Annotated in this window: 20 protein-coding genes; 8 read left to right on the top strand and 12 right to left on the bottom strand. The window is 69.4% G+C overall.

The features are described 5' to 3' along the window. Positions 1–6 precede the first annotated feature (6 nt). The 9 genes from KIH73_RS07550 to asnB form a co-directional block, all read right to left on the bottom strand. Positions 7–2,820 (bottom strand): ABC transporter ATP-binding protein/permease, encoded by a 2,814-nt coding sequence (locus KIH73_RS07550; RefSeq protein WP_219082156.1) that lies wholly within the window; start codon positions 2,818–2,820, stop codon positions 7–9. A gap of 155 nt (positions 2,821–2,975) precedes the next feature. Further along, entirely contained in the window at positions 2,976–3,632 is a 657-nt protein-coding gene (scpB, locus tag KIH73_RS07545) for an SMC-Scp complex subunit ScpB (RefSeq protein ID WP_219082142.1), read from the bottom strand. 40 nt (positions 3,633–3,672) lie between these two features. Then, positions 3,673–4,515: a segregation and condensation protein A gene (locus tag KIH73_RS07540; RefSeq protein WP_219082140.1), complete on the bottom strand. Its 843-nt coding sequence runs from the start codon at positions 4,513–4,515 to the stop codon at positions 3,673–3,675. A gap of 25 nt (positions 4,516–4,540) precedes the next feature. Beyond that, the gene (locus tag KIH73_RS07535) at positions 4,541–5,380 is read right to left on the bottom strand and encodes a ParA family protein (protein ID WP_219082138.1); all 840 of its coding nucleotides are present in this window, start codon (positions 5,378–5,380) and stop codon (positions 4,541–4,543) included. Positions 5,381–5,481: 101 nt separating this feature from the next. Next, entirely contained in the window at positions 5,482–6,444 is a 963-nt protein-coding gene (gene xerD, locus KIH73_RS07530; protein WP_219082136.1) for a site-specific tyrosine recombinase XerD, read from the bottom strand. Between the two features lie 102 nt (positions 6,445–6,546). Beyond that, complete coding sequence (gene rplT / locus KIH73_RS07525) at positions 6,547–6,930, bottom strand: 50S ribosomal protein L20 (protein WP_219082134.1); 384 nt, start codon at positions 6,928–6,930, stop codon at positions 6,547–6,549. 49 nt (positions 6,931–6,979) lie between these two features. Continuing rightward, a complete protein-coding gene (gene rpmI, locus KIH73_RS07520) occupies positions 6,980–7,174 on the bottom strand; it encodes a 50S ribosomal protein L35 (protein ID WP_219082132.1) in 195 nt (64 codons plus the stop codon). Continuing rightward, positions 7,155–7,892 carry a translation initiation factor IF-3 gene (infC, locus tag KIH73_RS07515; protein WP_219082154.1) on the bottom strand — a complete coding sequence of 246 codons (738 nt, stop codon included), beginning with the start codon at positions 7,890–7,892 and terminating at the stop codon, positions 7,155–7,157. The genes rpmI and infC overlap by 20 nt, the downstream gene beginning before the upstream one ends. A gap of 276 nt (positions 7,893–8,168) precedes the next feature. Beyond that, positions 8,169–10,055, bottom strand: a complete 1,887-nt coding sequence (asnB, locus tag KIH73_RS07510; protein WP_219082130.1) for an asparagine synthase (glutamine-hydrolyzing) — start codon at positions 10,053–10,055, stop codon at positions 8,169–8,171. A 259-nt stretch (positions 10,056–10,314) separates the two neighbouring features. Here asnB and KIH73_RS07505 point away from each other — a divergent pair, with 259 nt between their 5' ends. From KIH73_RS07505 to ybaK, 3 genes are all read left to right on the top strand, one after another. Beyond that, positions 10,315–11,088 (top strand): thiamine diphosphokinase, encoded by a 774-nt coding sequence (locus tag KIH73_RS07505; RefSeq protein WP_219082127.1) that lies wholly within the window; start codon positions 10,315–10,317, stop codon positions 11,086–11,088. A gap of 230 nt (positions 11,089–11,318) precedes the next feature. Then, entirely contained in the window at positions 11,319–12,377 is a 1,059-nt protein-coding gene (gene gap, locus KIH73_RS07500) for a type I glyceraldehyde-3-phosphate dehydrogenase (protein WP_219082125.1), read from the top strand. Positions 12,378–12,564: 187 nt separating this feature from the next. After that, entirely contained in the window at positions 12,565–13,086 is a 522-nt protein-coding gene (gene ybaK / locus KIH73_RS07495; RefSeq protein WP_219082151.1) for a Cys-tRNA(Pro) deacylase, read from the top strand. Positions 13,087–13,118: 32 nt separating this feature from the next. On the opposite strand, the gene KIH73_RS07490 is transcribed toward ybaK, so the two are convergent. Then, positions 13,119–14,138: a 4-hydroxy-3-methylbut-2-enyl diphosphate reductase gene (locus KIH73_RS07490; protein ID WP_219082149.1), complete on the bottom strand. Its 1,020-nt coding sequence runs from the start codon at positions 14,136–14,138 to the stop codon at positions 13,119–13,121. A gap of 277 nt (positions 14,139–14,415) precedes the next feature. On the opposite strand from KIH73_RS07490, the gene KIH73_RS07485 reads away from it, so the two are divergent. Next, complete coding sequence (locus KIH73_RS07485; RefSeq protein ID WP_219082123.1) at positions 14,416–15,366, top strand: aldose 1-epimerase family protein; 951 nt, start codon at positions 14,416–14,418, stop codon at positions 15,364–15,366. A gap of 83 nt (positions 15,367–15,449) precedes the next feature. Next, the gene (locus tag KIH73_RS11220) at positions 15,450–15,524 is read left to right on the top strand and encodes a 50S ribosomal protein bL37 (protein WP_369803150.1); all 75 of its coding nucleotides are present in this window, start codon (positions 15,450–15,452) and stop codon (positions 15,522–15,524) included. Positions 15,525–16,269: 745 nt separating this feature from the next. On the opposite strand, the gene KIH73_RS07480 is transcribed toward KIH73_RS11220, so the two are convergent. Further along, the gene (locus KIH73_RS07480) at positions 16,270–16,524 is read right to left on the bottom strand and encodes a hypothetical protein (protein WP_219082121.1); all 255 of its coding nucleotides are present in this window, start codon (positions 16,522–16,524) and stop codon (positions 16,270–16,272) included. Further along, the gene (locus KIH73_RS07475; protein WP_236022656.1) at positions 16,521–17,156 is read right to left on the bottom strand and encodes a sigma-70 family RNA polymerase sigma factor; all 636 of its coding nucleotides are present in this window, start codon (positions 17,154–17,156) and stop codon (positions 16,521–16,523) included. The genes KIH73_RS07480 and KIH73_RS07475 overlap by 4 nt, the downstream gene beginning before the upstream one ends. A gap of 110 nt (positions 17,157–17,266) precedes the next feature. On the opposite strand from KIH73_RS07475, the gene KIH73_RS07470 reads away from it, so the two are divergent. The 3 genes from KIH73_RS07470 (at position 17,267) to KIH73_RS07460 (ending at position 21,496) form a co-directional block, all read left to right on the top strand. Further along, positions 17,267–18,016, top strand: coding sequence for an exonuclease domain-containing protein (locus KIH73_RS07470; RefSeq protein ID WP_219082117.1), 750 nt, complete (start codon positions 17,267–17,269; stop codon positions 18,014–18,016). A 219-nt stretch (positions 18,017–18,235) separates the two neighbouring features. Then, positions 18,236–19,834 carry a UDP-N-acetylmuramoyl-L-alanyl-D-glutamate--2,6-diaminopimelate ligase gene (locus tag KIH73_RS07465; protein ID WP_219082115.1) on the top strand — a complete coding sequence of 533 codons (1,599 nt, stop codon included), beginning with the start codon at positions 18,236–18,238 and terminating at the stop codon, positions 19,832–19,834. A gap of 60 nt (positions 19,835–19,894) precedes the next feature. Next, entirely contained in the window at positions 19,895–21,496 is a 1,602-nt protein-coding gene (locus tag KIH73_RS07460) for a UDP-N-acetylmuramoyl-L-alanyl-D-glutamate--2,6-diaminopimelate ligase (protein WP_219082113.1), read from the top strand. The last annotated feature ends 13 nt before the right edge of the window (positions 21,497–21,509 follow it).

Raw genomic sequence — 21,509 nt, 5'->3', positions numbered from 1 at the left:
GGAGGGCTACTCGGTGCGCAGCGCGGTGGCCGGGTCCTGCCGCGCGGCCTTGCGCGAGGGGATGATGCCGCCGATCAGCGTGAGCACGACGCTGAGCACGACCAGCGCGACCGCGCCCTGCACGGGCAGCACGCCGCTGACCTCGTCCGTGCCCATGAAGTGGTGCAGCACCGCGTTGCCGGGGATCAGCAGCAGCAGCGTGACGCCGATGCCGATGAGCCCGGAGCACAGGCCGATCATGCCGGTCTCGGCGTTGAACACCGAGGACACGTTGCGCTTCGAGGCGCCCATCGCGCGCAGGATGCCGATCTCCTTGGTGCGCTCGAGCACCGAGATGTAGGTGATGATGCCGATCATGATCGAGGAGACCACCAGCGACACGGCCACGAAGGCGATCAGCACGTAGGTGATGACGTTGACGATCGTGGTCACCGAGCTCATCAGCGCGCCCACGTAGTCGGTGTAGGTGATCCGGTCCTCCTCGGAGGCGTCGTCGTTGTAGTGCTCGATGGCCTCGGAGACGCCGTCCTTGTCCTCGAAGCTGTCGCAGTAGATGCGGATCGAGCTGGGGGCGTCGCGGCTGATCACGCCGAACGCGTCGAGGTTGTCGTCGTAGTCGCCGGTGGAGACGTAGTCGTCGTAGATCGCGACGAACGTCGCGTCGTCCGCCGTGGCGAGGTAGGCGTCGAGCTGCTGGGCGAGGGCCTCCTCGGCGCCCGCGCCGGCGGCCGCCGCGCCGGTGCCGGCATAGCCCGTCCCGGCGCCGGCCGCGCCGTCCGCGGCGCCGCCCGCCTGCGCCATCAGCGAGGCGGCGAGCTGCGCCTTCTGCGTCACGCCCAGGCCGGCGACGTAGGTGCGGGCGTCGGCCGCCTTGGTCGCGTCGTCCGCGGGCGAGAACGTCATGCCGTTGAGCACGTTGACGTCCGGGCTGGCCTCCTGGTCGGCGACCACGGCGCTGTCGGCGGTGTAGTCGATCAGGTAGTCGGTCAGCGCGTGCGTGTAGCCGACGGTGCCGCTGATGTCGGTCGTGTCGGCGTCCGGCGTCGGCCGCACCACGCCGACGATGCGCAGCCGCATCGCGTTCTCGGCGAGCGCGGCCATCTGCTCAGGGTCGTCGCCCACGTAGGAGTAGCGGCCGTCGTCGCCGCGGACGTACTGGTCGCAGGCGGGGATCAGGTACAGCGTCTGGTCCATGATCCGCCCGTAGTCGACCGTGATGTCCTGCTCCTCGATCTGCTCGCCGTCGTCGAGGCGGTCGATCAGGTCCTCGTAGTCGGTCGCCGGCAGCAGGCCGAGCTCGTACAGCACGGTCAGCGGGATCTCGTTGTTCCGGTCGGCGACGAGCACCACCTCGTCGCGCGAGGCGGGCCACGCGCCCGCGACCACCTCGTAGTTGTCGGTGACCACGGGGCTGATCAGCTGGTCGTCGGCGTCGCCGGGCATGATCTCGCCGAAGGCGCTCGGCGCGGCGTTCTCGTCCTCCTCGCCGGTGAGCATCGACATCTGCATCGAGGTCACGTCGGAGGTCTCGTTCATCATGCCCATGTTGGTCGCCATCCGCGAGGCCATCGACGAGGAGCCACCGGAGAAGGTGACGCCGTCGGCGTCGACCAGCGTGCCGTCCGGGTCGCGCGAGACCACCGAGTACTTGACGTCGTACGAGTAGTGGATGCCGTTGGATCCGACGTACCGGTGGATCTCGCTGTCCGGGTCGTCGAGGTACCGCTTGAACGCGGTCAGGTTGTTCTGCGCGATGCTGCTGGTGATCGTGGAGGCCTGGGTGAAGCCGGAGTCGTCGGCGTGGATCGCGTCGTCGGTGTCGTGGCCGGCCGGGGCCTCGTCGCCGGCCGAGGCGGCGCCCTCCAGGATGGACTGGAAGTCCCAGCTGCGCGCGTCGATGCTGATCGGGTACGCGGTCATCGTGTCGCGCTGGATCGAGGCGATGTAGTTGTTCACGCCGGTGGATACGGACAGGATCAGCGCGATGCCGATGATGCCGATCGAGCCGGCGAACGAGGTGAGCACGGTGCGCGCCATCTTGGTGCGCAGGTTGGTGAAGCTCAGGGCGATGGCCGTGCCCAGCGACATCGAGGCCCTGCCCATCGTGCGGTGCACGGCCGGCTCCCGCCCGGCCTCGTCGATCTCGTAGGGGTCGGAATCGTCGACGATGCGGCCGTCGCGCAGGTTCACGATGCGCGTGGCGTACTGCTGCGCCAGCTCCGGGTTGTGGGTGACCATGACGACCAGGCGGTCCCTGGCGACCTCCTTGAGCAGCTCCATGATCTGCACGGAGGTGTCGGAGTCCAGCGCGCCGGTCGGCTCGTCGGCCAGCACGATGTCCGGGTCGTTGACCAGCGCGCGGGCGATGGCCACGCGCTGCATCTGGCCGCCGGAGAGCTGGTTGGGCTTCTTGTGAACGTGCTCGCCCAGGCCGACCTGCGCCAGGGCGCGGCGGGCGCGCTGGCGGCGCTGCGCGCGCGGCACGCCGGAGATCGTCAGCGCCAGCTCGACGTTGGACAGGATCGTCTGGTGCGGGATCAGGTTGTAGCTCTGGAACACGAAGCCGATCGTGTGGTTGCGGTAGGAGTCCCAGTCGCGGTCCCGGTACTGCTTGGTGGAGGTGCCGTTGATCACCAGGTCGCCGGAGTCGTAGCGGTCCAGGCCGCCGATGATGTTGAGCAGCGTCGTCTTGCCGGAGCCCGAGGGGCCCAGAATCGCGACGAACTCGTTGTCGCGCAGGTTCAGGCTCACCCCGTCCAGCGCCCGCTGCACGAAGTCGCCGGTCCTGTACTGCTTGCGGACGTCCTTGATCTGTAGCACCACGGTGCGCTCCCTTCCTCACCGGTTCCCGTCGTCGTTCGAATCGTGGTACCCACGATACGCCACCCGGACGAGCGCGCCGGCATCGCCCCGGCCGGACACGGCGCCGATGACCGGGCGGCCGGCGCGCCCCCGTCCGGCACGGCGACGGACGTCTACCGCCCGCCCGACCCGGCCTCGTCCGGATCCCCGGCACCGACCTCGGCGGCCGAACCCGGCAGGAACGGCGCCAGGCCCGGCAGCTGGTCGAGCGAGTCCAGTCCCATCTTCTCCAGGAACAGCCCGGAGGTGACCAGCAGCGCGGCGCGCGAGTCCGGGTCGACGCCCTCCTCGCGGACCAGGCCGCGCACCGAAAGCGAACGGATCACGCCGTCGGAGTTGACGCCGCGGATCGCCGCGACCTGCGCGCGCGTGACCGGCTGCTTGTACGCGATGATGGCGAGCGCCTCCAGCGCGGCCTGCGACAGCCGCGCGGTCTGGCCGTCCGTGACGAACGCGCAGACCACCGGCTCGAACGCCGCGCGGCTGGCGTACTGCCACCCGCGCGCGGTGCGCCGCAGCTCGAAGCCGCGCGGCGGGTCGGCCCCGTACTCCCGGGCCAGCTCCTCCAGGGTCCCCTCGACCCGCCGCTCGTCCACCGCCAGGACGCGCGCCAGGTCGGCGGCCGGCTGCGGGCGGTCGGCCGCCATGAGGATCGCCTCCAGGCAGGCGCGCAGCCCGCCGGGGAACTCGTCGACGTCGAAGTCCACGTATTCGGGCCGCGAGGGCGCGGCCGCCGGCCCGCCCGGCGTGCGCCCCTCCGTCCGTTCCATCGGTCGCCGCGTCATCGTCCGGCCTCCCTGTTCGTTCCCGTCATGCGAAATCCTTCTCGCTGATGTCCACGTCGCCCTCCTCGCCGGCGGGCCCGACCCAGCGCAGGTGCAGCGTCTCGTAGGGGCCGGCCTGGCGGAACTGCAGCGCCCCCTGCTTGAAGAACGCCAGCACGGCCAGGAAGCGCGCGACGACCTCGAGGCTGCCGCGCGCGTCCGCGACCAGGTCGGCGAAGGTCGTCGAGCCGCCGGCCGGCAGCGCGCGCAGCCGGTCGCGCACCAGCGCCGACTGGGCGCGCAGGTCGACCAGCGGAACGTGCAGCTGGTGGACCGACACCTCGCCGGCGGGCGCGTTGGCGAACGCCCGTGCGGCCAGCCGCGCCAGGTCCTCGGGGGTCAGGGTCCAGACCAGTTCGGGCAGCATCGCCGCGACCGACTCGTCCACGGCCGCCGGGTGCGGGAACCGCCCGGAGTTCGCCGCGAGCCGCGCGCGGAAGTCGCCGGCCGCCTCCTTGAACGCGCGGTACTGCAGCAGCCTGGCGAACAGCAGGTCGCGCTCGCGCAGCGCCTCCATGCTCCGCTCGTCGCGCTCGCCGTCGTCGTCGCCGGGCAGCAGCGCGGCGCTTTTCGCCTCGACGAGGACCGAGGCGACGTCGAGGAAGGCGCTGGCCTCGTCCATGTTGTCGGCGACGTCCAGGCCGCGCACGTAGGCGAGGAACTCCTCGGTGATCGCGGACAGCGAGACCTCGGTCAGCTCCAGGCTCCGGTTCGCGATCATGCCGAGCAGGGCGTCGAAGGGCCCCGAGTACACGTCCAGGTCGACGGAGAAGCCCGGGCCGATCTGCGCCTGCGCCTCGGCCTGCTGCGCTTCGAGATACCCAGCCATTGCGGTACCGGTCCGGCGCGGCGCCCTACGCGACGATGCCCTTGGCGATCAGCTCGCGGGCCACCTCGCGGTACTCCTTGGCGGTCTTGTGCCCCGGCGCGTAGATGGTGATCGGCGCGGCCGCGACCGTGGCGTCGGGCAGCTTGATCGAGCGCGAGATCACCGAATGGAACACCTTGCCCCGGAACGCCTCGTAGATGCGCTGCAGCACCTCCTCGCAGTGCAGCGTGCGCGTGAACATCGTGACCAGCACGCCGTACACCTCCAGGCCGGGGTTGATGCGCGACTGCACCTTCTCGATCGACTGCATGAGCAGGGCCACGCCGCGCAGCGCGAAGAACTCGGCGGCCACCGGGATGATCACGCCGTCGGCGGCGGTCAGGGCGTTCACGGTGAGCAGGCCCAGCGAAGGCTGGCAGTCGACGATGATGACGTCGTACTCGGCGCGCACCTTGCGCAGCACGCCGGCGAGCACCTGCTCGCGGCCGACCTCGGTGACCAGCTGCACCTCGGCGGCCGACAGGTCGATGTTCGCTGGCATGACGTCGATGTTCTCGAAGTCGGTGGGGTGGATGACCTCGTGCGGGTCGACGGACATGTCGAACAGCGCGGTGTAGACGGTGTTCTCGACGGCGTTCGCGTTGATGCCCAGGCCGACGGTGGCCGCCCCCTGCGGGTCGAAGTCGACGATCAGGACGCGCCGGCCGTACTGGCTCAGCGCGCCGGCGATGTTGATGGAGCTGGTGGTTTTGCCGACGCCGCCCTTCTGGTTGCACATGGCGATGATGCGCGCCGGACCGTGCTGCTGCAGCGGTTCCGGTGCGGGGAAGGTGTCGTAGTCGCGTCCAAGCAAATCCGTAGGCATACTGTTCACCTTAGCAACATCCGGGTTCGTTTCCATGCTGATTTCGTTCGCCGCGTCCCGCGGCCCGGCCCGCGCCGCCGCGGCGCGCCGCCCGCCGCGCGCTAGCGGGCGCGGGGGTGGGCGGTCAGGTAGGCCTCGATGAGGTTCTCGGGGCTGACGTGGGTGTAGATCTGCGTCGTGGTCACCGAGGCGTGGCCGAGCAGCTCCTGGACCGTGCGCACGTCGGCGCCGCCCTGGATCAGGTGCGTGGCGAAGGAGTGGCGCAGCGTGTGCGGGTGCAGCGGCTTGGCGATGTGCGCCCGCTCCCCCGCGGCCCTGACCACCTCCCACACCGACTGGCGCGACAGCCGCCGGCCGCGTTTGTTCAGGAACACCGCGCGGCGCTCGGCCCCGCCGCGCGCGCGGCGCTCCAGCACCGGGCGCCCGGCGTCCAGGTAGCGCGCCATGGCCCGGCACGCGCAGGAGCCCACCGGCACCATCCGCTGCTTGGAGCCCTTGCCGGTCAGCCGCGCCACGCGCTCCTCCAGGTCCAGGTCGTCCAGGTCCATCGCCACGGCCTCCGAGACGCGCGAGCCGGTCGCGTACATGAACTCCAGCAGCGCCTTGTCGCGCAGCAGCACGGCGTCCTGCGGCCCGGTGCCGCCCGCGCCGCCCCCGGCCGGCGCCGCGGGTTCGGGCACCGCGTCCAGCAGGCGCGCCACCTCGTCGACGGTGAGCACCTCGGGCAGCGCGCTGCCGCCCTTCGGGGCCTTGACCGCGGCGGAGACGTCGTCGGCGACGACGTGCTCGGCCAGCGCGAACCGGTGCAGCGCGTGCACGCTCGCCAGCCGGCGCGCCTTGCTGCGGGCGGACTCCCCCGCCTCGTCCAGCGCGGCCACGAACCGTTCGATGTCGTGCGCGGTCACGTCGGCCAGATCGTCCACGCCGTGCGCCCGCAGCCAGTCGAGGTAGCGGCGCAGGTCGGACTCGTAGGCGCGGACCGTCGCGGGCGCGAGGCCGCGCTCCACGTCGATGTGGGCGAGGAACTGTTCCAGCAGCGCGTCGAATCCGTTCGGTGAGACCATGCCGTCCATCCTACGTACCGGCTCCGATAGCGCCCCCGCGCCGGAACGCAGAACGGGCACCCCTTAAGGGGTGCCCGTCGGTGACGCGTGGCCGGAAACGGCTCAGGCCTCGGCCGGAGCGTTGACGTCGGCCGGCAGCGCGTTCTTCGCCTCGGCGACGATCGCCTTGAAGGTCTCCGGATCGGAAACGGCCAGCTCGGCCAGGGCGCGGCGGTCCAGCTCGATGCCGGCCAGCTTCAGGCCCTGGATGAAGCGGTTGTAGGTGATGCCCTCGGCGCGGACGGCGGCGTTGATGCGCTGGATCCACAGCTTGCGGAAGTCGCCCTTGCGCGCCTTGCGGTCGCGGAAGTTGTAGGTGAAGGAGTGCAGCAGCTGCTCCTTGGCCTTGCGGTACAGGCGGGAGCGCTGGCCGCGGTAGCCCGAGGCCCTCTCGAGAACGACGCGACGCTTCTTGTGGGCGTTCACTGCGCGCTTGACACGTGCCATAATCTATTTCCTCAGCTTTCTATTGACGTCTTGACGATCGCGCAACGGCTCACATGCCGAGCAGCTTCTTGATCTTCTTGCTCTGGGCCGGGGCCAGCACCTGGTCGGCGGACAGCGCGCGGCGCTTGCGGGCCGACTTGTGCTCGAGGTTGTGGCGCATCGAGCTGCCCACCTGCATCAGCTTGCCCTTGCCGGTCACGCGGACACGCTTGGAAGCGGCGGAATTAGTTTTCATCTTCGGCATTGCTGCCCTCCTTGGTTGTTGTGTTCTTCGCGGAAGTCTTCGCATCGTCGGACCGTCCGTTCACCACGGCCTGGGCGGCGGCGGCCGCCTGGGCCTGGGCCTCCTGCTTGGCGGCCAGGCGGGCGGCCTGGCGGGCCTGGCGTTCGGCGCGCGACTCGGCGCCGCGGCGGCGCTGTTCGGACTGCGTGTGCACCTTCTTGCCCTTCGGGGCCAGCGTCATGATGATGTTGCGGCCCTCCTGCCGGGGGGCGGACTCGATGGTGCCGTACTCCTCCACGTCGGCGGCCAGGCGCTGCAGCAGCTCCACGCCGCCGATCGGGCGGGACTGCTCGCGGCCGCGCAGCATGATGGTGACCTTGACCTTGTCGCCTCCGTTGAGGAAGCGGGCGACATGCCCCTTCTTGACCTCGAAGTCGTGGTCGTCGATCTTCAGGCGGAAGCGGATCTCCTTGATCTCCGCCGTGTTCTGATTGCGGCGGGCCTCGCGGGCCTTGATCTTCTCGTTGTACTTGAACTTGCCGTAATCGATGAGCTTGGCGACCGGAGGCTTCGCGTTGGGCGCCACCTCGACGAGATCGAGGTTCGCTTCCTTGGCCAGGTTGAGCGCGACGGAGGTCGCGATGACCCCCACCTGCTCGCCGTTCGGACCGATCAGGCGTACCTGGGAGACGCGAATCTCGTCGTTAATGCGTGGTTCGTCGCTGATGATGACTCCAATCCTCTGTGTTCCTGCGCGGGTCCGCCCCTCCCCCTGGCCGTTCGGCGGGGTCCTGGTCCGGGCAAGCGCATGGCACGGCGACGCCGTGGCGACACATGGTCATCATGCGAGCGGCGCCGATGCGGCGCCTGCGTGCGGCCGCTCCGAGGAGCGCCGTCAGGCCTTAGCCTGGGACCCGAACCCTTGAAAGGCTTCCAGGTGGGGAACAACCCGCTTTCTTGATTTCTCAAGCCTTGGATAGTGTACCACACCCCGGGACGGGCGTGTCGCGGCCGGTCAGGCGACCTCGGCGGGCTCCGGGCGGCGCCCGTCGTGGTTGAAGTACACGTCGTACCAGGTCAGGAAGGTGAACACGGTCCAGATCTTGCGGCGGTCGTCGGTGCGGCCCTCGTAGTTGTCGTCGACCATCCGCAGCAGCGCGTCGCGGTCGAAGAACCGCGAGACCCACTCCTGCCCGAACAGCGAACGGACGTGGCGGTAGTACTTCTCCTGGCGCAGCCAGACCTTGATCGGCACCGGGAAGCCGAGCTTCTCGCGGTCGTACCACTCCTTGGGCAGGTGGCGCGCCGCGGCCCGGCGGAACGCGAACTTGGTGTTCTCGTCGGTGATCAGCCACTTGGTCGGCACCTGCTCGGCCACGGCCATCAGCTCCTTGTCGAGCAGCGGCACGCGCAGCTCCAGCGAGTGCGCCATCGTCAGCTTGTCGGCCTTGAGCAGGATGTCGCCGGGCATCCACTGGTGCATGTCCAGGTACTGCTTGCGCTTGAGCTCCGACATGTCCGTGCCGCGCACGCGCCCGTAGATGCGGCCCACGACGTCCGCCACGCTCGGGCCGTTGCGGTACTCGGGCCTGAGCAGGCGGTCCGATTCGGCCTCGGTGAACACCCTGGCCTGCCCGATGAAGCTCTCCTCGGCGGGCGCGAGGTTCGCGTACAGGTGCCAGGCGCCGTGGAACGTCCTGCCCTTGGCGAAGCGCGCGATCGCGTGGCGCATCCCGGCGGGCAGGCGCGTGAGCATGCGCGTGACGACCTTGATGGCCTTCGAGCGCGTGTGCACGCCGTAGTCGATGTAGCCGGCGAACAGCTCGTCGGCGCCCTCGCCGCTGAGCACGACGCGCAGGTCGCGGCTGGCCAGCTCGGACAGGAAGAACAGCGGCACGCAGGACGGGTTCGAGTCCGGCTCGTCGAGATGCCACTGGATCAGCGGGAAGTTCGCGAACGCCTCGTCGCCGCCCAGCGACTCGGTGGTGTTGTTCAGCCCGATGATCCCGGCGAGCTCCGCGGCCTGCTGGGACTCGTTGTACGTGCCCTTGCCGAAGCCGATCGAGTAGGTGTGCTCCGGGCGGGCGACAGCGGCCACGTAGCTGGAGTCGACGCCGCTGGACAGGAACGAGCCGACCTCGACGTCGGCGATCTGGTGGGCCTCCACCGATTCGCACACGGTGCGGTCGATGGTGTCGACGAGTTCGTCCAGGCCCATGTCGCCCTCGGTGTAGGTCTCGTCGTAGTACCGGTGGATGTCGATGCGGCCGTCGCGGTAGGTGAACCAGTGCCCCTCGGGCAGCTTGAACACGCCCTTGAAGAAGGTCTCGGGGATCGCCGGGTACTGGAAGGTCATGTACGGCCTGAGCGCGTCGGCGTTGAGCTCCTTGACGAAGTCCGGGTGCGGCAGCATCGCCTTGATCTCCGAGGCGTACATGAACGTGCCGTTCATCAGCGCGTAGTAGAACGGCTTGATGCCGAAGTGGTCGCGGGCGCCGAACAGCGTGCGGGTCGTCGTGTCCCAGATCACGAAGGCGAACATGCCGCGCAGGCGCTTGAGCACGTCGGGGCCCCACTGCTCGTAGCCGTGCAGCACGACCTCGGTGTCGCCCTCGGTGGTGAACTCGTGGCCCAGCGCGATCAACTCCTCGCGCAGCGGGCGGTAGTTGTAGACCTCGCCGTTGTAGGTGATCACCAGCGTGCGGTCCTCGTTGTAGATCGGCTGGGAGCTGCCCTCCAGGTCGATGATGCTCAGCCGCCGGTGGCCCAGCGCGGCGTGCTCGTCGACGTAGCGGCCCTCGCTGTCCGGACCGCGGTGCGCGATCATGTCGGTCATGCGTTTGAGGACCGGGCACTTCACGTCGATGGGCATGTCGTTGACGAAACCGGCGATACCGCACATGTATACGGCGCTCCTTTACGGACCTTGTCTTTCCTGAGTGAATGCTGAAAGCCAATATATCAACCGTAATGTATACACATTGTGCAGGTCGGGGTTATCCCAGGGGTACGTCCGGGTGCGGGCGCGCGCGAACCGTTGCCGTGCCGGCGCTTGCCGCACATAGTTAAGATTCGATGAACCCCGTCGTCCCCCGACGCCCCAGGCGTGTCCCCGTGGCCGGCGGCACCCCGGGACCGTCCCCGACGCTATCGTGGTAGCCATGGACGAATCCCCGACCTGTGTGATCTTCGGCGCCGGCGAGTACTACGGCGCCGCCCCCGTCGTGCCCGAGGGCGCGTTCGTCGTCGCCGCCGACGGCGGGCTCGACCACCTGCGCGAGCTCGGCATCGAGCCCGACGTCGTCATCGGCGACTTCGACTCCCTGCGCGGCCGCCGCCCGGCCGACGGCGAGCGCACGGTGGCGCTGCCCGCGGAGAAGGACGACCCCGACATGCTGTCGGCGCTCAAGATCGGCTGGGCGCACGGATGCCGCCGCTTCCACATCCACGGCGGGCTCGGCGGGCGCATCGATCACACGATCGCCAACATCCAGCTCATGGCGCTGGTCGCGCAGCGCGGCGGCGTCGGGTTCCTGCACGGCGACGGCACGGTCGTCACCGCGATCTGCGACGGCGAGCTGCGCTTCCCCGCCAACGACGTGGCCGAGGGGCGCATGGTGTCGGTGTTCTCCCACACCGACGAGTCGCTCGACGTCAACGAGCCGGGGCTCAAGTACCGGCTGAGGCACGCGCGGATGACGAACAGCCGCGTCAACGGGGTGAGCAACGAGTTCCTGCGCGGCGTGCCCTCCGCGATCGACGTGCACCACGGCACGCTGGTCGTCACGTTCCCGTCGGAGGCGCCGCTGCCGCAGGTGCGGCACTTCCACGGGTTCTCCGGGGACCTCGGCGCGCTGGACACCGAGGTCTCGCCGGTGCTGGCGGTCCCGGCGCGCCCGGCGCACGCCGCCGCGCAGCCCCCGGTCGCCGGTTGAGCCGGGCGGAGGCCCCGGCGCGCCGGCTGCCGGTCCGGCCGGGGGACGAAGCGGGGCGCCCGGACTGTGAGCGTTAACGGAAGAAACCGAAAATTCATCTCACGGCCCAGCACGTCGCTTTGCCCAAACACGGACGGCGCACTAAAGTACAAGTTGTTGGTATTCAACGGCCGAAGCGTGCCCGGAGGTCTCCGAAGGCGCGCGGCGGCCAATCCCCAAGGGAGAACTACATGACAGTCAAGATTGGTATCAACGGCTTCGGTCGTATCGGTCGTCTCGCGTTCCGCCGCATCTTCGAGCTGCAGGAGAAGGGTGGCGAAGCCGGCGATATCGAGGTCGCCGCGATCAACGACCTGACCTCCCCGTCCGCTCTGGCGTACCTGCTGAAGTACGACAGCACTCACGGCACCTTCAAGCACGTGGACGGCACCCCGGTCGAGGTCTCCTCCACCGACTCCGCCATCGTCGTCGACGGCAAGGAGTACCCGGTCTACGCCGAGCCGGACGCGAACAACATCCCGTGGGTCAAGAACGACGGCGTCGAGTTCGTGCTCGAGTGCACCGGCTTCTACACCTCCGCCGAGAAGTCGCAGGCCCACCTGAACGCGGGCGCCAAGAAGGTCCTCATCTCCGCCCCGGCCAAGGACGCCACCACCCCGACGGTCGTCTACGGCGTGAACCAGGAGATCCTCAAGGCCGAGGACAACATCGTGTCCGCCGGCTCCTGCACCACCAACTCGATGGCCGCGATGGTCAAGCTGCTCAACGACAAGTGGGGCATCAAGGTCGGCTTCATGACCACCATCCACGCCTACACCGGCACCCAGATGATCCTCGACGGCCCGCGCGGCAAGAAGAACGGCCGCGACCTGCGCGCCGCCGCCGTCAACACCATCGCGCACTCCACCGGCGCCGCCAAGGCGATCGGCAAGGTCGTGCCGGAGGTCGACGGCAAGCTGCAGGGCCACGCCCAGCGCATCCAGGTCCCGGACGGCTCCGTGACCGAGCTCTTCACCGTGCTCGAGAAGGAGACCAACGTCGATGAGATCAACGAGGCCTTCAAGGAGGCCTTCGCCGACTGCGAGTACTACGGCTACAACGCCGACGGCATCGTCTCCGGCGACATCGTCGGCGACACCCACGGCGGCGTGTTCGACCCGACCCAGACGGACGTCAACGAGGTGGACGGCATCCAGCTCGTGCGCACCGTCGCCTTCTACGACAACGAGTACGGCTTCACCTCCAACATGGTGCGTACCCTGCTGTACTTCGCCGAGATCTCCGAGTGAGCCGACGCGGCCTCGGCCGCACGGTTCGTGACGGACAGTCCGACGATATGACGGCGGGGGCCGTGCATCCCGGCAATCCGGGATGCACGGCCCCCGCCGTTGTTCGTTGTGGGGCTCCGATAGGCCTCCGTCGCTCTGTCGCCCGTCCGGCCCGCTGCCCGTCGCGCGTCCGCGGGCCGCGCCTATGATGGAGGGCGTGGGCAAGGCAAGGCATGGCAACGGCAAGGGCAGGGGCTCGACCCCGGCGACCCTGGAGCTGGAGCGCGCGGGCGTCGCGTTCCGCACCTACGTCTACGAGCATTCGGGCGACCACATGGACGACGGCTACGGCATCGAGGCCGCGCGCAAGCTGGGGTTCGACGAGCATCAGGTGTTCAAGACGCTGATGGCGGACACCGGCGACGCCCGGGTGGTCGGCGTGGTGCCGGTCAGCGGGCATATGGACCTCAAGGCGCTGGCCGCCGCGGTGGGCGCCAAGAAGGCGGTGATGGCCGACCCGAAGGTCGCGATGCGCGAAAGCGGCTACGTGGTCGGCGGCATCTCCCCGTTCGGCCAGCGCACGCGGCATGCGACCGTGCTGGACGACAGCGCGCTGCGCTTCGACGAGATCCTCGTCTCCGGCGGCAAGCGCGGATTCAGCATCGGCATCGCGCCGGGCGATCTGATCGCCGTGCTCGGCGCGCTCGCCGCGCCCATCGGCACCTGGTAGGCGCGTCGGGCGCGTCGGGCCCGCCGCCGGTCTCAGCCGCGGGCGGACGCGCGCTGCCGCAGCTCCGCCGGCAGCACGAAGTGCATGTTCTCCTTGACGGTCCCCACCGTCGAGACCTCGGTGAACCCGAAGCCGCGCAGCGCGTCGACCACGCCGCGCACCAGCTCGTCGGGCACCGACGCGCCCGACGAGACGCCGACCGTCGAGACCCCCTCGAACCACCCGCGCTCCAGCTCGGAGGCGTCGTCCACACGCCAGGCCCGGCCCCGCCCGGCGAGCCCCTCCTGCGCGACCTCCATCAGCCGCACCGAGTTCGACGAGTTGGCCGATCCGACGACGACCACGCAGTCCGATTGCTCGGCCACCAGTTTCACCGCGGCCTGCCGGTTCGACGTGGCGTAGCAGATGTCCGAGCTGGGCGGCATCTGCAGCCAGGGGAAGCGCCGCTTCAGCGCGGCGATCGTCCCGGCCGTCTCGTCGACGCTCAGCGTGGTCTGCGTCAGCAGGACGAGCCTGGTCGTCGGCGGGAAGTCCAGCAGCTCCACGTCCGACTCGTGCTCGATCAGGTGCACGTGCCCGGGCGCCTCCCCCACCACGCCGACGGCCTCGTCGTGCCCGCGGTGGCCGATGTAGACGATCTCGTACCCCTCGCGCACGAACCGCAGCACCTCGCGGTGCACCTTGCTGACCAGCGGGCACGTCGCGTCGACCACGTGCATGCCGCGCCGTTCGGCCTCCGCCTTGACCTCGGGCGAGACGCCGTGCGCGGAGAACACCACCGGCACGCCCGCCGCCACGGCCTCGTCGGGGACCTCGGCGAGCTCCTCGACGAACACCGCGCCCTGCGCCGCGAGCTCCTCGACGACGTGCCGGTTGTGCACGATCTGCCGGCGCACGTACACCGGAGGCAGCCCGTCGCCCCGGACCGCACCGGCGGACCTCAGAATCGTCTGCACGGTCAGGATGGCGCGGTCCACCCCGGCGCAGAACCCCCGTGGGTCCGCCAGGACGATGCGCCCGGCCGCCGCCCCCGATCCGTCGGTCCCCTGCATCTGAGCCGTATTCGTCACCGTACACCTCCGACATGGTCGCGTTGCCCTGCCCGCCATCCTACCGGTCCGCCGCGCCCGGCGCCCCCGGCCTCGGGCGGACGGGGGCGCCGGACGGCCCGTGGCGCACGGCGACACGCCATCGTGCCCGCCGCCCGCCACGCCGCCCCTCACCGCCGCGACACGCCGGACGGGCCCTCGACGCGCCTCTGCCGCACGCCGCGATCGGCAGTACGATGGTGAACGGTAACACCCACGCTTTCACTATGGAGTGATGCATATGTCCCACACCCTGACCCCGCGCACCGGGCACCAGTACACCATCATGCACGGCGACTACGTCGCCGTCATCACCGAGCTCGGCGCCGCGATGCGCAAGCTGACCTACAAGGGCAGCAACGTCATCGTCCCGTTCGGCGAGAACCAGGTGGCCCCCGCCAGCAGCGGCCAGCAGCTGATCCCCTACCCGAACCGTATCGAGGACGGCGTCTACACCTTCGAGGGCGCGACCTACGAGCTGCCGATCGACGAGCACGACCGCAACAACGCGATCCACGGCTACGGCTACCGCGCCTACTGGACGCTCGAATCGCTGACCGAATCGAGCGTCACGCTGTCGTGGCGTTCGCCGAACATGGCCGGCTACCCCTTCGACCTGACCGTGGCCACCACCTACACGCTGGGCGACGACGGCCTGTCCATCACCATCGCGGCCACCAACCACGGCGACGTCAACGCCCCGTGGGCGCTGGCCATCCATCCGTGGCTCGACAACGGCTTCGACGGCTACGGCGACGAGATCGACGGCCAGAACGCGCAGTGCTCGCTGACCCTGCCCGCCGACACGCATGTGACCGTCGACGACCGCCTGCTGCCGACCGGCACCGAGCCGGTGGACGGCACCAAGTACGATTTCCGCGAGCCGCGCCTGTTCACCGAGCAGCCGTACGACGACGCGTGGACCGACCTGCGCCACGCCGAGGACGGCACGGTGACCGCCGTGTTCCGCCGTCCCGACGGCATGGCCGTCGAGGTCGGCGGCGACGAGACGATCACCTCGTTCCAGGTGTGCACCGCCACCGGCTTCGCCCCGGACAACCACCCCTCCGGCGTGGCCGTCGAGCCGCAGACCGCCTACGCGAACGCGTTCAACACCGGCGCCGACCTCATCGTCATCGCGCCGGGCGAGACCTCCTCCACCGACCTGTTCATCCGCATGGTCGAGGCCTGAGCTCCCACGCCCGGATTTGTGAACGTCGCACGGATGTGCGATAATCCCGTAGGCTTGTCAATTGTTCAGTAAAGGAGTCCATCATGGGCATGCGCGGACGTAAGCGCAAGGCGCGTCGCAAAAAGGCAGCGAACCACGGCAAGAGGCCGAACGCCTGAGTCGTGGGCAGCCGAGGGCCCGCACCGCCGGTCGGTGCGGGCCCTTTCATATGCGCATGGGGGCAATGAGCGCAGGGCGCCCGAGAACCGACGGGTTAAGTAAAGAAAAGTGGGTCTTACCAGTCATGTCAGGTGTGTCATGGTCGTCCGGCGAGTTATGGGCCAATAGGCCAGAGTGTGTCCGGTGTCGGTGTCATCGGCGTTGTCCGGGCGTGTTATGCGCGCTACGCGGCCGTCTTCTGTTCCAGCGTCGGTTCGGTAGCACTTGCGGCGGCACCTGTGCTACCGAAACGACACTGGGGATCGCCCAGCGTCTGCTAAAACGCAGTCGCCCCGTTGTTTATCAACCAAAACCGACGCTGGCAACGGCCGGACCAAGGAGAGCGGACCAAGGAACCCGAGTCACGGAACCGAGTCACGAAACCCAGGATTGGCGGTCATGCCATGGAGGAGCCAGGGTACACCAACCGGGCCGCAGCAACCAAACTGACGGCCGAATCACGGAAAACCATCACAGCCATGCCACAACAGCCAAAACCACGGAAACCGACCCGCGACGGTCACGTCACGACAGTCGAATCACGGAACCCAGGCCATGGCAGCCATGCCACCGCAGCCGGGGTGCAGAGGGGTCACGAAGACCAGACCAAGGAAACCGGACCATGGCATCCGAGCCGTGGCGGCCGGACCGCAGAAAACCGGACCACAAAGCCGGGCTCGCCAACCGGGTCGCGACCGGAAGCGGTCAGCGCCGGTATTCGTCGCAGCAGTGGTCCAGGGTGGCCCGCAGCCGCCGCACCAGGCATTCGGGGGCCTGTTCGGGCCGCAGATACGCGCGCAGCGCGGCGATCAGCGCGCGCTCCCGCTCGTCGCAACAGGACTCCGGGTCGAAGCACTCGTCCGCGCCGACCTCGGTGATGTGCACGTCGGTGTGCGTCACGCCGGCCGCGGTCTGTCGTGTGATGGAGATGCGGCTATGCCGTTCGATCTTCTGGCTCATGCCTGCTCCTTCCCATCGATACCTCCATTATGGCCGCTCCCGGCGAGTTCGCGGTTCGCGGAACCACGGCCCACGCCGTACCCGCGGTCGCGGGCGTAGGAGGCCAGCTCCTTCTTGAGCTGGGTGCGGGCGCGGTTCAGCCGGCTCATCACCGTGCCGATCTTGACGCCCTGCTCGTCGGCGACCTGCTGATAGGACTTGCCGTCGATGGCCGCGTCGATGAACACCTGCCGCCGCTCGGGGCTGAGCTTGGCGAGCGCCGCCATGATCTCCTCCGGGGCGAAGGTGTCCAGGTACTCCTGCTCGGCCGACTTCAGTCCCTCCGACGTGTGCTCGGAGGCCGAGTAGATGTCCCAGTCGTCGTATTCGCCGGTCGAGTCGTTCGCCCGCTGCGGGCGCCGCTTGGCCTTGGCGTACTGGTTGAAGTAGGCGTTGCGCTCGATCGTGGTCATCCACGCCTCGAAGTTCGTGCCGGGCTGGAACGAGTCGAAGGCCTTGAAGCCGCGCTCGAAGGTGTCCTGCACCAGATCCTGCGCGTCGTCGGGATTGTTGGTCAGCTTCATCGCCTGCCGGTACAGCGCGTTGACCGCGGGCATGGCCAGCCGCTCGAAGCGCTCGCGCCGCTCCGCCATCGTCTCCGTATGCTCGTCAGTCACAGCTCCCCATTGTACCGGCCGCCCGCGCCCCGGCGGCACGCCCCCGCATCGCGCCGGTTGTCTGAACCATCACGACAATGGAGGCCATGACGAATTTGTTGGACGCCATCGGCGCCGCCCCCGCACAGTCCACCGACACCACGCTTGCCGAGTCCTGGCTGCTCGGCTTCGACACCGAGACCACCGGCACGTACGCGGGCCGCGACGCCATCGTCTCGGCCACGCTGGTGCTGCGCGACCCCGCCGCCGGAGGCGGGGCGGATGTCATCGGCGAGTGGATCGTCAACCCGCACCGCCGGATGAGCGCCAAGGCCAGCGAGATCAACGGGTTCACCGACGAGTTCCTGGCCGAACACGGCGAGGAGCCGGTCGACGCGCTCGAGCGCATCGCCGCCGTCATCGCCGCCGCCCAGCGCAAGCGCATCCCGCTGCTCGCCTACAACGCCCCGTTCGACGTGCGCATGCTGGCCGCCGACCTGGCCCGCTGGCGGCTGCGCTCGGTCGAGGAGCGCATGGGCGAGGGCGCCGAGATGCTGGTGGTCGACCCGCTGGTCATCGACCGCTCGGTGTCGCGGCGCTCGGGCAAGCGCACGCTGACGTACACGACCGAATACTACGGCGTCGAGCCCAGCGGCGACTTCCACGAGGCGACCAGCGACACCATCGCCGCCGTCGATCTGATCCGCCCGATGACGACGCTGTACCCGCAGGTCGGGCGCATCACGCTGGACGGGCTGATGGCCTGGCAGCGCGAGGCGCACGACGCCTGGCGCGACTCGTACAACCGCTGGCTGCAGCAGCGCGGCCGCCGTCCGGTGCGCGACTCCTGGCTGTGACGTCCGCGGTCGGATGGAGCCCCCGAAGCGCCGTCCGACCATGACGGTCCCGACGGCGCTTCGGCGGGGAAGCGAAGTCCCCGAGGCCACCACCCGACCGAAATATTCGCAGTAATTTTTCCGACGATTCCACATCTACAACGACGGCATTCAGGAATTTTTCAGCTTATGGGTCTTTGATTACCGTATTTGCCCGCCGCAACAGGAAGAAGACCCGCCGTGACACTGACGCTGCAATCCGCCGCACGGATCCTTGACGAGCACGGTCTGCTCGATGAGATCATCGACGGCCGCACCTGGACGATGGACGCCGCCGACGTCGCCGACTCCGACCGGCCGTTCGCGTCCATCACCTACGACACGCGCACCGTGGCCGACGGCGCGCTGCTGGTGTGCAAGGGCCGCTTCCGCCCGGAATACCTCGACGGCCTCGACGAACGCGGCCTGGCCGCCTACGTGGCCGAAACCGACCTGTCCGAGCGCACCGCCGCGCCCGGGCTGATCGTCACCGACGCCCGCAAGGCCCTGAGCCTGCTGTCGGCGGAGTTCTACGGCCGCCCGCAGGACCGGCTCACCGTCGTCGGCATCACCGGCACCAAGGGCAAGACCACCACCGCCTACCTCGCCCACGCCATCCTCAACGACTACTCCGACGGCCACGCCGCGCTCTTCTCCTCCGTCGACAACTGCCTCGACGGGCGCACCTACGAGGAATCCGACCTGACGACCCCGGAGTCGCTGGACGCGTTCCGCATGATGCGCCAGGCGGTGGGCAACGGCATGCGCTACTTGGTCATGGAGGTCTCCTCCCAGGCCTACAAGGTCCACCGCGTCCACGGCCTGACCTTCGACGTCGGCGCGTTCCTGAACATCTCCCCCGACCACATCAGCCCCATCGAACACCCCACCTTCGAGGACTACCTGTACTGCAAACGCCGCCTCGCATACAACGCCCGGGCCCTCGTGCTCAACACGGCGTGCGACCACGCCGACCTGATCCGGCAGGATGCCGCCCGCGCCGGGGCCGCGCTCGCCGAGTTCGAGGTCGCGCCGGCGCAGGGCGGGGCCGGCGTCGAAGACATCCCCGGAGTCCCCGCGGCCGAGGCGCCGCGCGCCGGCCGCGTGACCGCCCGCATCGACGGCGCCGACGACGCGTTCCGCCTGACCGCCGACGGCCGCGACCTGGGGGCGTTCCGCCTGCTGATCCCGGGCGCGTTCAACGTCGCGAACGCCGCGGCGGCCACCGCCATCGCCCTGCAGGCCGGCGTGCCGGCCGACGACACGGCGTTCCGCGCCATCGAACGGGTGCGCGTGCCGGGGCGCATGGAGGTCGAGACCGACGAGGCGAGCGACACCACCGTCATCGTCGACTACGCGCACAACCACTCCAGCGTCGTAGCGCTGCTCGACCACGTCGACCGGCGCTACGGCGCGGCGGCCCCGCACATCACGCTGGTCACCGGCGCGGCCGGCAACAAGGCCATCGACCGCCGCCAGGAGATCGTCGAGGCGGCGCAGCGGCGCATCGACCGCTTCGTGTTCACCGCCGAGGATACGGACACCGAGCCGTACCTCGACATCTGCAACGACATGCTGCGCCACGTCACCGAACCGGGCGTCGAGACGGCGGTCGTCGTCGACCGCGTCGAGGCGATCCGCGACGCGCTGCGCGACGCCCGCAGCCACCCCGGGCGCACCGACGTCGTGCTGGTGATCGGCAAGGGCGACGAACGCTGGATCAAGGACCTGAACCGCCACGTGCCCTACGAGGGTGATGATTGTGTGGTGAAACGCCTGCTGAGCGAGCCCTTGCGGTAGCATCGTCTGATGGTATGGGGGCCGGACGGTCCCCTTCGGACGATGAGAGGTCAGGGGACTATGCACACCTTGTCGGCGACGCTTACCATCGCATCGGCGGCACGACTGCTCGACGAGCACCATCTGCTGCGCGAGATCATCCATGACGGACGCTGGACGCTGGACGCCGAGCAGGTGCCCGGCGCGCACGAGGCGATCCCGGCCATCACCTACGACACGCGCACGGTGACGCCCGGCTCGCTGCTGTTCGTCAAGGGCCGGTTCCGCGACGAGTTCCTCGACGGCATCGACGGGCGCGGCCTGGCCGCCTACGTGGCGGAGGCCGACCATTCGGACCGCACGCGCGCCGTCGGGCTGATCGTCGACGACGCGCACCAGGCGATGAGCCTGCTGTCGGCGGAGTTCTACGGCCGCCCGCAGGACCGGCTCACCGTCGTCGGCATCACCGGCACCAAGGGCAAGACCACCACCGCCTACCTCGCCCACGCCATCCTCAACGACTACTCCGACGGCCACGCCGCGCTCTTCTCCTCCGAGCAGACCTGCCTGGACGGCCATACGTACGTCCAGTCCAAGCTCACCACGCCCGAGTCGCTGGACGCGTTCCGCATGATGCGCCAGGCGGTCGACCAAGGCATGCGCTACCTGGTCATGGAGGTCTCCTCCCAGGCCTACAAGGTCCACCGCGTCCACGGCCTGACCTTCGACGTCGGCGCGTTCCTGAACATCTCCCCCGACCACATCAGCCCCATCGAACACCCCACCTTCGAGGACTACTTCCGCTGCAAGCGGCAGATCGTGCGCAACAGCCGGACGCTGGTGCTCGGCGCCGACTGCGCGCACCGCGGCCTCATCGAGCAGGACGCCGCGGCCGCGGGCGTCGACGTGTCGCTGTTCGACTTCCGCCCGGACGGTGCGGCCGACGCGGACGGCACGGGCGCGGCGGCCGCCGGCGATCGCCGCGCGCTGGTGGAGACCCGCATCGACCCCGGGAACCCCGCCGGGTTCCGGATGGCCGTCGATGGCCGCGACCTGGGCTCGTTCGAACTGACGATGCCGGGCGCATTCAACATCGTCAACGCCGCGGCGGCCGTCGCCATCGCCGTCCGCGCCGGCGTGCCGGCCGACGACCCGGCGGTGCGCGCCATCGAACGGGTGCAGGTGCCGGGGCGCATGGAGCGCATCGTCGGCGGCGACAACCTGCTCGTCTACGTCGACTTCGCGCACAACTACCTGTCCTGCAAGACGCTGGTCGACGAGATCGTGCGCGTCTACGGGGCGAGGAACCCGCGCATCACGCTGGTCGCCGGGTCGACCGGCGGCAAGGCCATCGACCGGCGCGAGGGCATCGTCCGGGGCGCGCTGGGCCGCGCGGAGTCGTTCTACTTCACGCTCGACGACCCGAACTTCGAGGACCCGCGCGAGATCGCCGAGCAGATGCGCTCGTACGTGACCGACCCGAACGCCGAGACGCATGTGATCGTCCCGCGCGAGCGGGCCATCGAGGCCGCGATCGCCGACGCGCGCGCCCACGCGGACCGCTTCAACATCGTGCTGCTCATCGGCAAGGGCCACGAGCTGCGCAACATCATCGACGGCAGGCCCGTCCCCTACGAGGGCGACGCCGTCATCGCCCGCCGGGCGCTCGGCGTGGCCGGCTGAGACCCGTCCGCAG

The organism is Bifidobacterium phasiani (genome assembly GCF_019331775.1).
Taxonomy (GTDB): Bacteria; Actinomycetota; Actinomycetes; order Actinomycetales; family Bifidobacteriaceae; genus Bifidobacterium; species Bifidobacterium phasiani.
Note: the sequence above shows the minus strand (reverse complement) of the source record. Positions and strands in the feature narration are given on the sequence as shown.

Coding starts and splice junctions, on each gene's coding strand:
- scpB (WP_219082142.1), bottom strand. CDS start 3,632: ATGGAACGGACGGAGGGGCGCACGCCGGGCGGGCCGGCGGCCGCGCCC.
- KIH73_RS07540 (WP_219082140.1), bottom strand. CDS start 4,515: ATGGCTGGGTATCTCGAAGCGCAGCAGGCCGAGGCGCAGGCGCAGATC.
- KIH73_RS07535 (WP_219082138.1), bottom strand. CDS start 5,380: ATGCCTACGGATTTGCTTGGACGCGACTACGACACCTTCCCCGCACCG.
- xerD (WP_219082136.1), bottom strand. CDS start 6,444: ATGGTCTCACCGAACGGATTCGACGCGCTGCTGGAACAGTTCCTCGCC.
- rplT (WP_219082134.1), bottom strand. CDS start 6,930: ATGGCACGTGTCAAGCGCGCAGTGAACGCCCACAAGAAGCGTCGCGTC.
- rpmI (WP_219082132.1), bottom strand. CDS start 7,174: ATGCCGAAGATGAAAACTAATTCCGCCGCTTCCAAGCGTGTCCGCGTG.
- asnB (WP_219082130.1), bottom strand. CDS start 10,055: ATGTGCGGTATCGCCGGTTTCGTCAACGACATGCCCATCGACGTGAAG.
- KIH73_RS07505 (WP_219082127.1), top strand. CDS start 10,315: ATGGACGAATCCCCGACCTGTGTGATCTTCGGCGCCGGCGAGTACTAC.
- gap (WP_219082125.1), top strand. CDS start 11,319: ATGACAGTCAAGATTGGTATCAACGGCTTCGGTCGTATCGGTCGTCTC.
- ybaK (WP_219082151.1), top strand. CDS start 12,565: ATGGAGGGCGTGGGCAAGGCAAGGCATGGCAACGGCAAGGGCAGGGGC.
- KIH73_RS07490 (WP_219082149.1), bottom strand. CDS start 14,138: ATGCAGGGGACCGACGGATCGGGGGCGGCGGCCGGGCGCATCGTCCTG.
- KIH73_RS07485 (WP_219082123.1), top strand. CDS start 14,416: ATGTCCCACACCCTGACCCCGCGCACCGGGCACCAGTACACCATCATG.
- KIH73_RS07480 (WP_219082121.1), bottom strand. CDS start 16,524: ATGAGCCAGAAGATCGAACGGCATAGCCGCATCTCCATCACACGACAG.
- KIH73_RS07475 (WP_236022656.1), bottom strand. CDS start 17,156: ATGGCGGAGCGGCGCGAGCGCTTCGAGCGGCTGGCCATGCCCGCGGTC.
- KIH73_RS07470 (WP_219082117.1), top strand. CDS start 17,267: ATGACGAATTTGTTGGACGCCATCGGCGCCGCCCCCGCACAGTCCACC.
- KIH73_RS07460 (WP_219082113.1), top strand. CDS start 19,895: ATGCACACCTTGTCGGCGACGCTTACCATCGCATCGGCGGCACGACTG.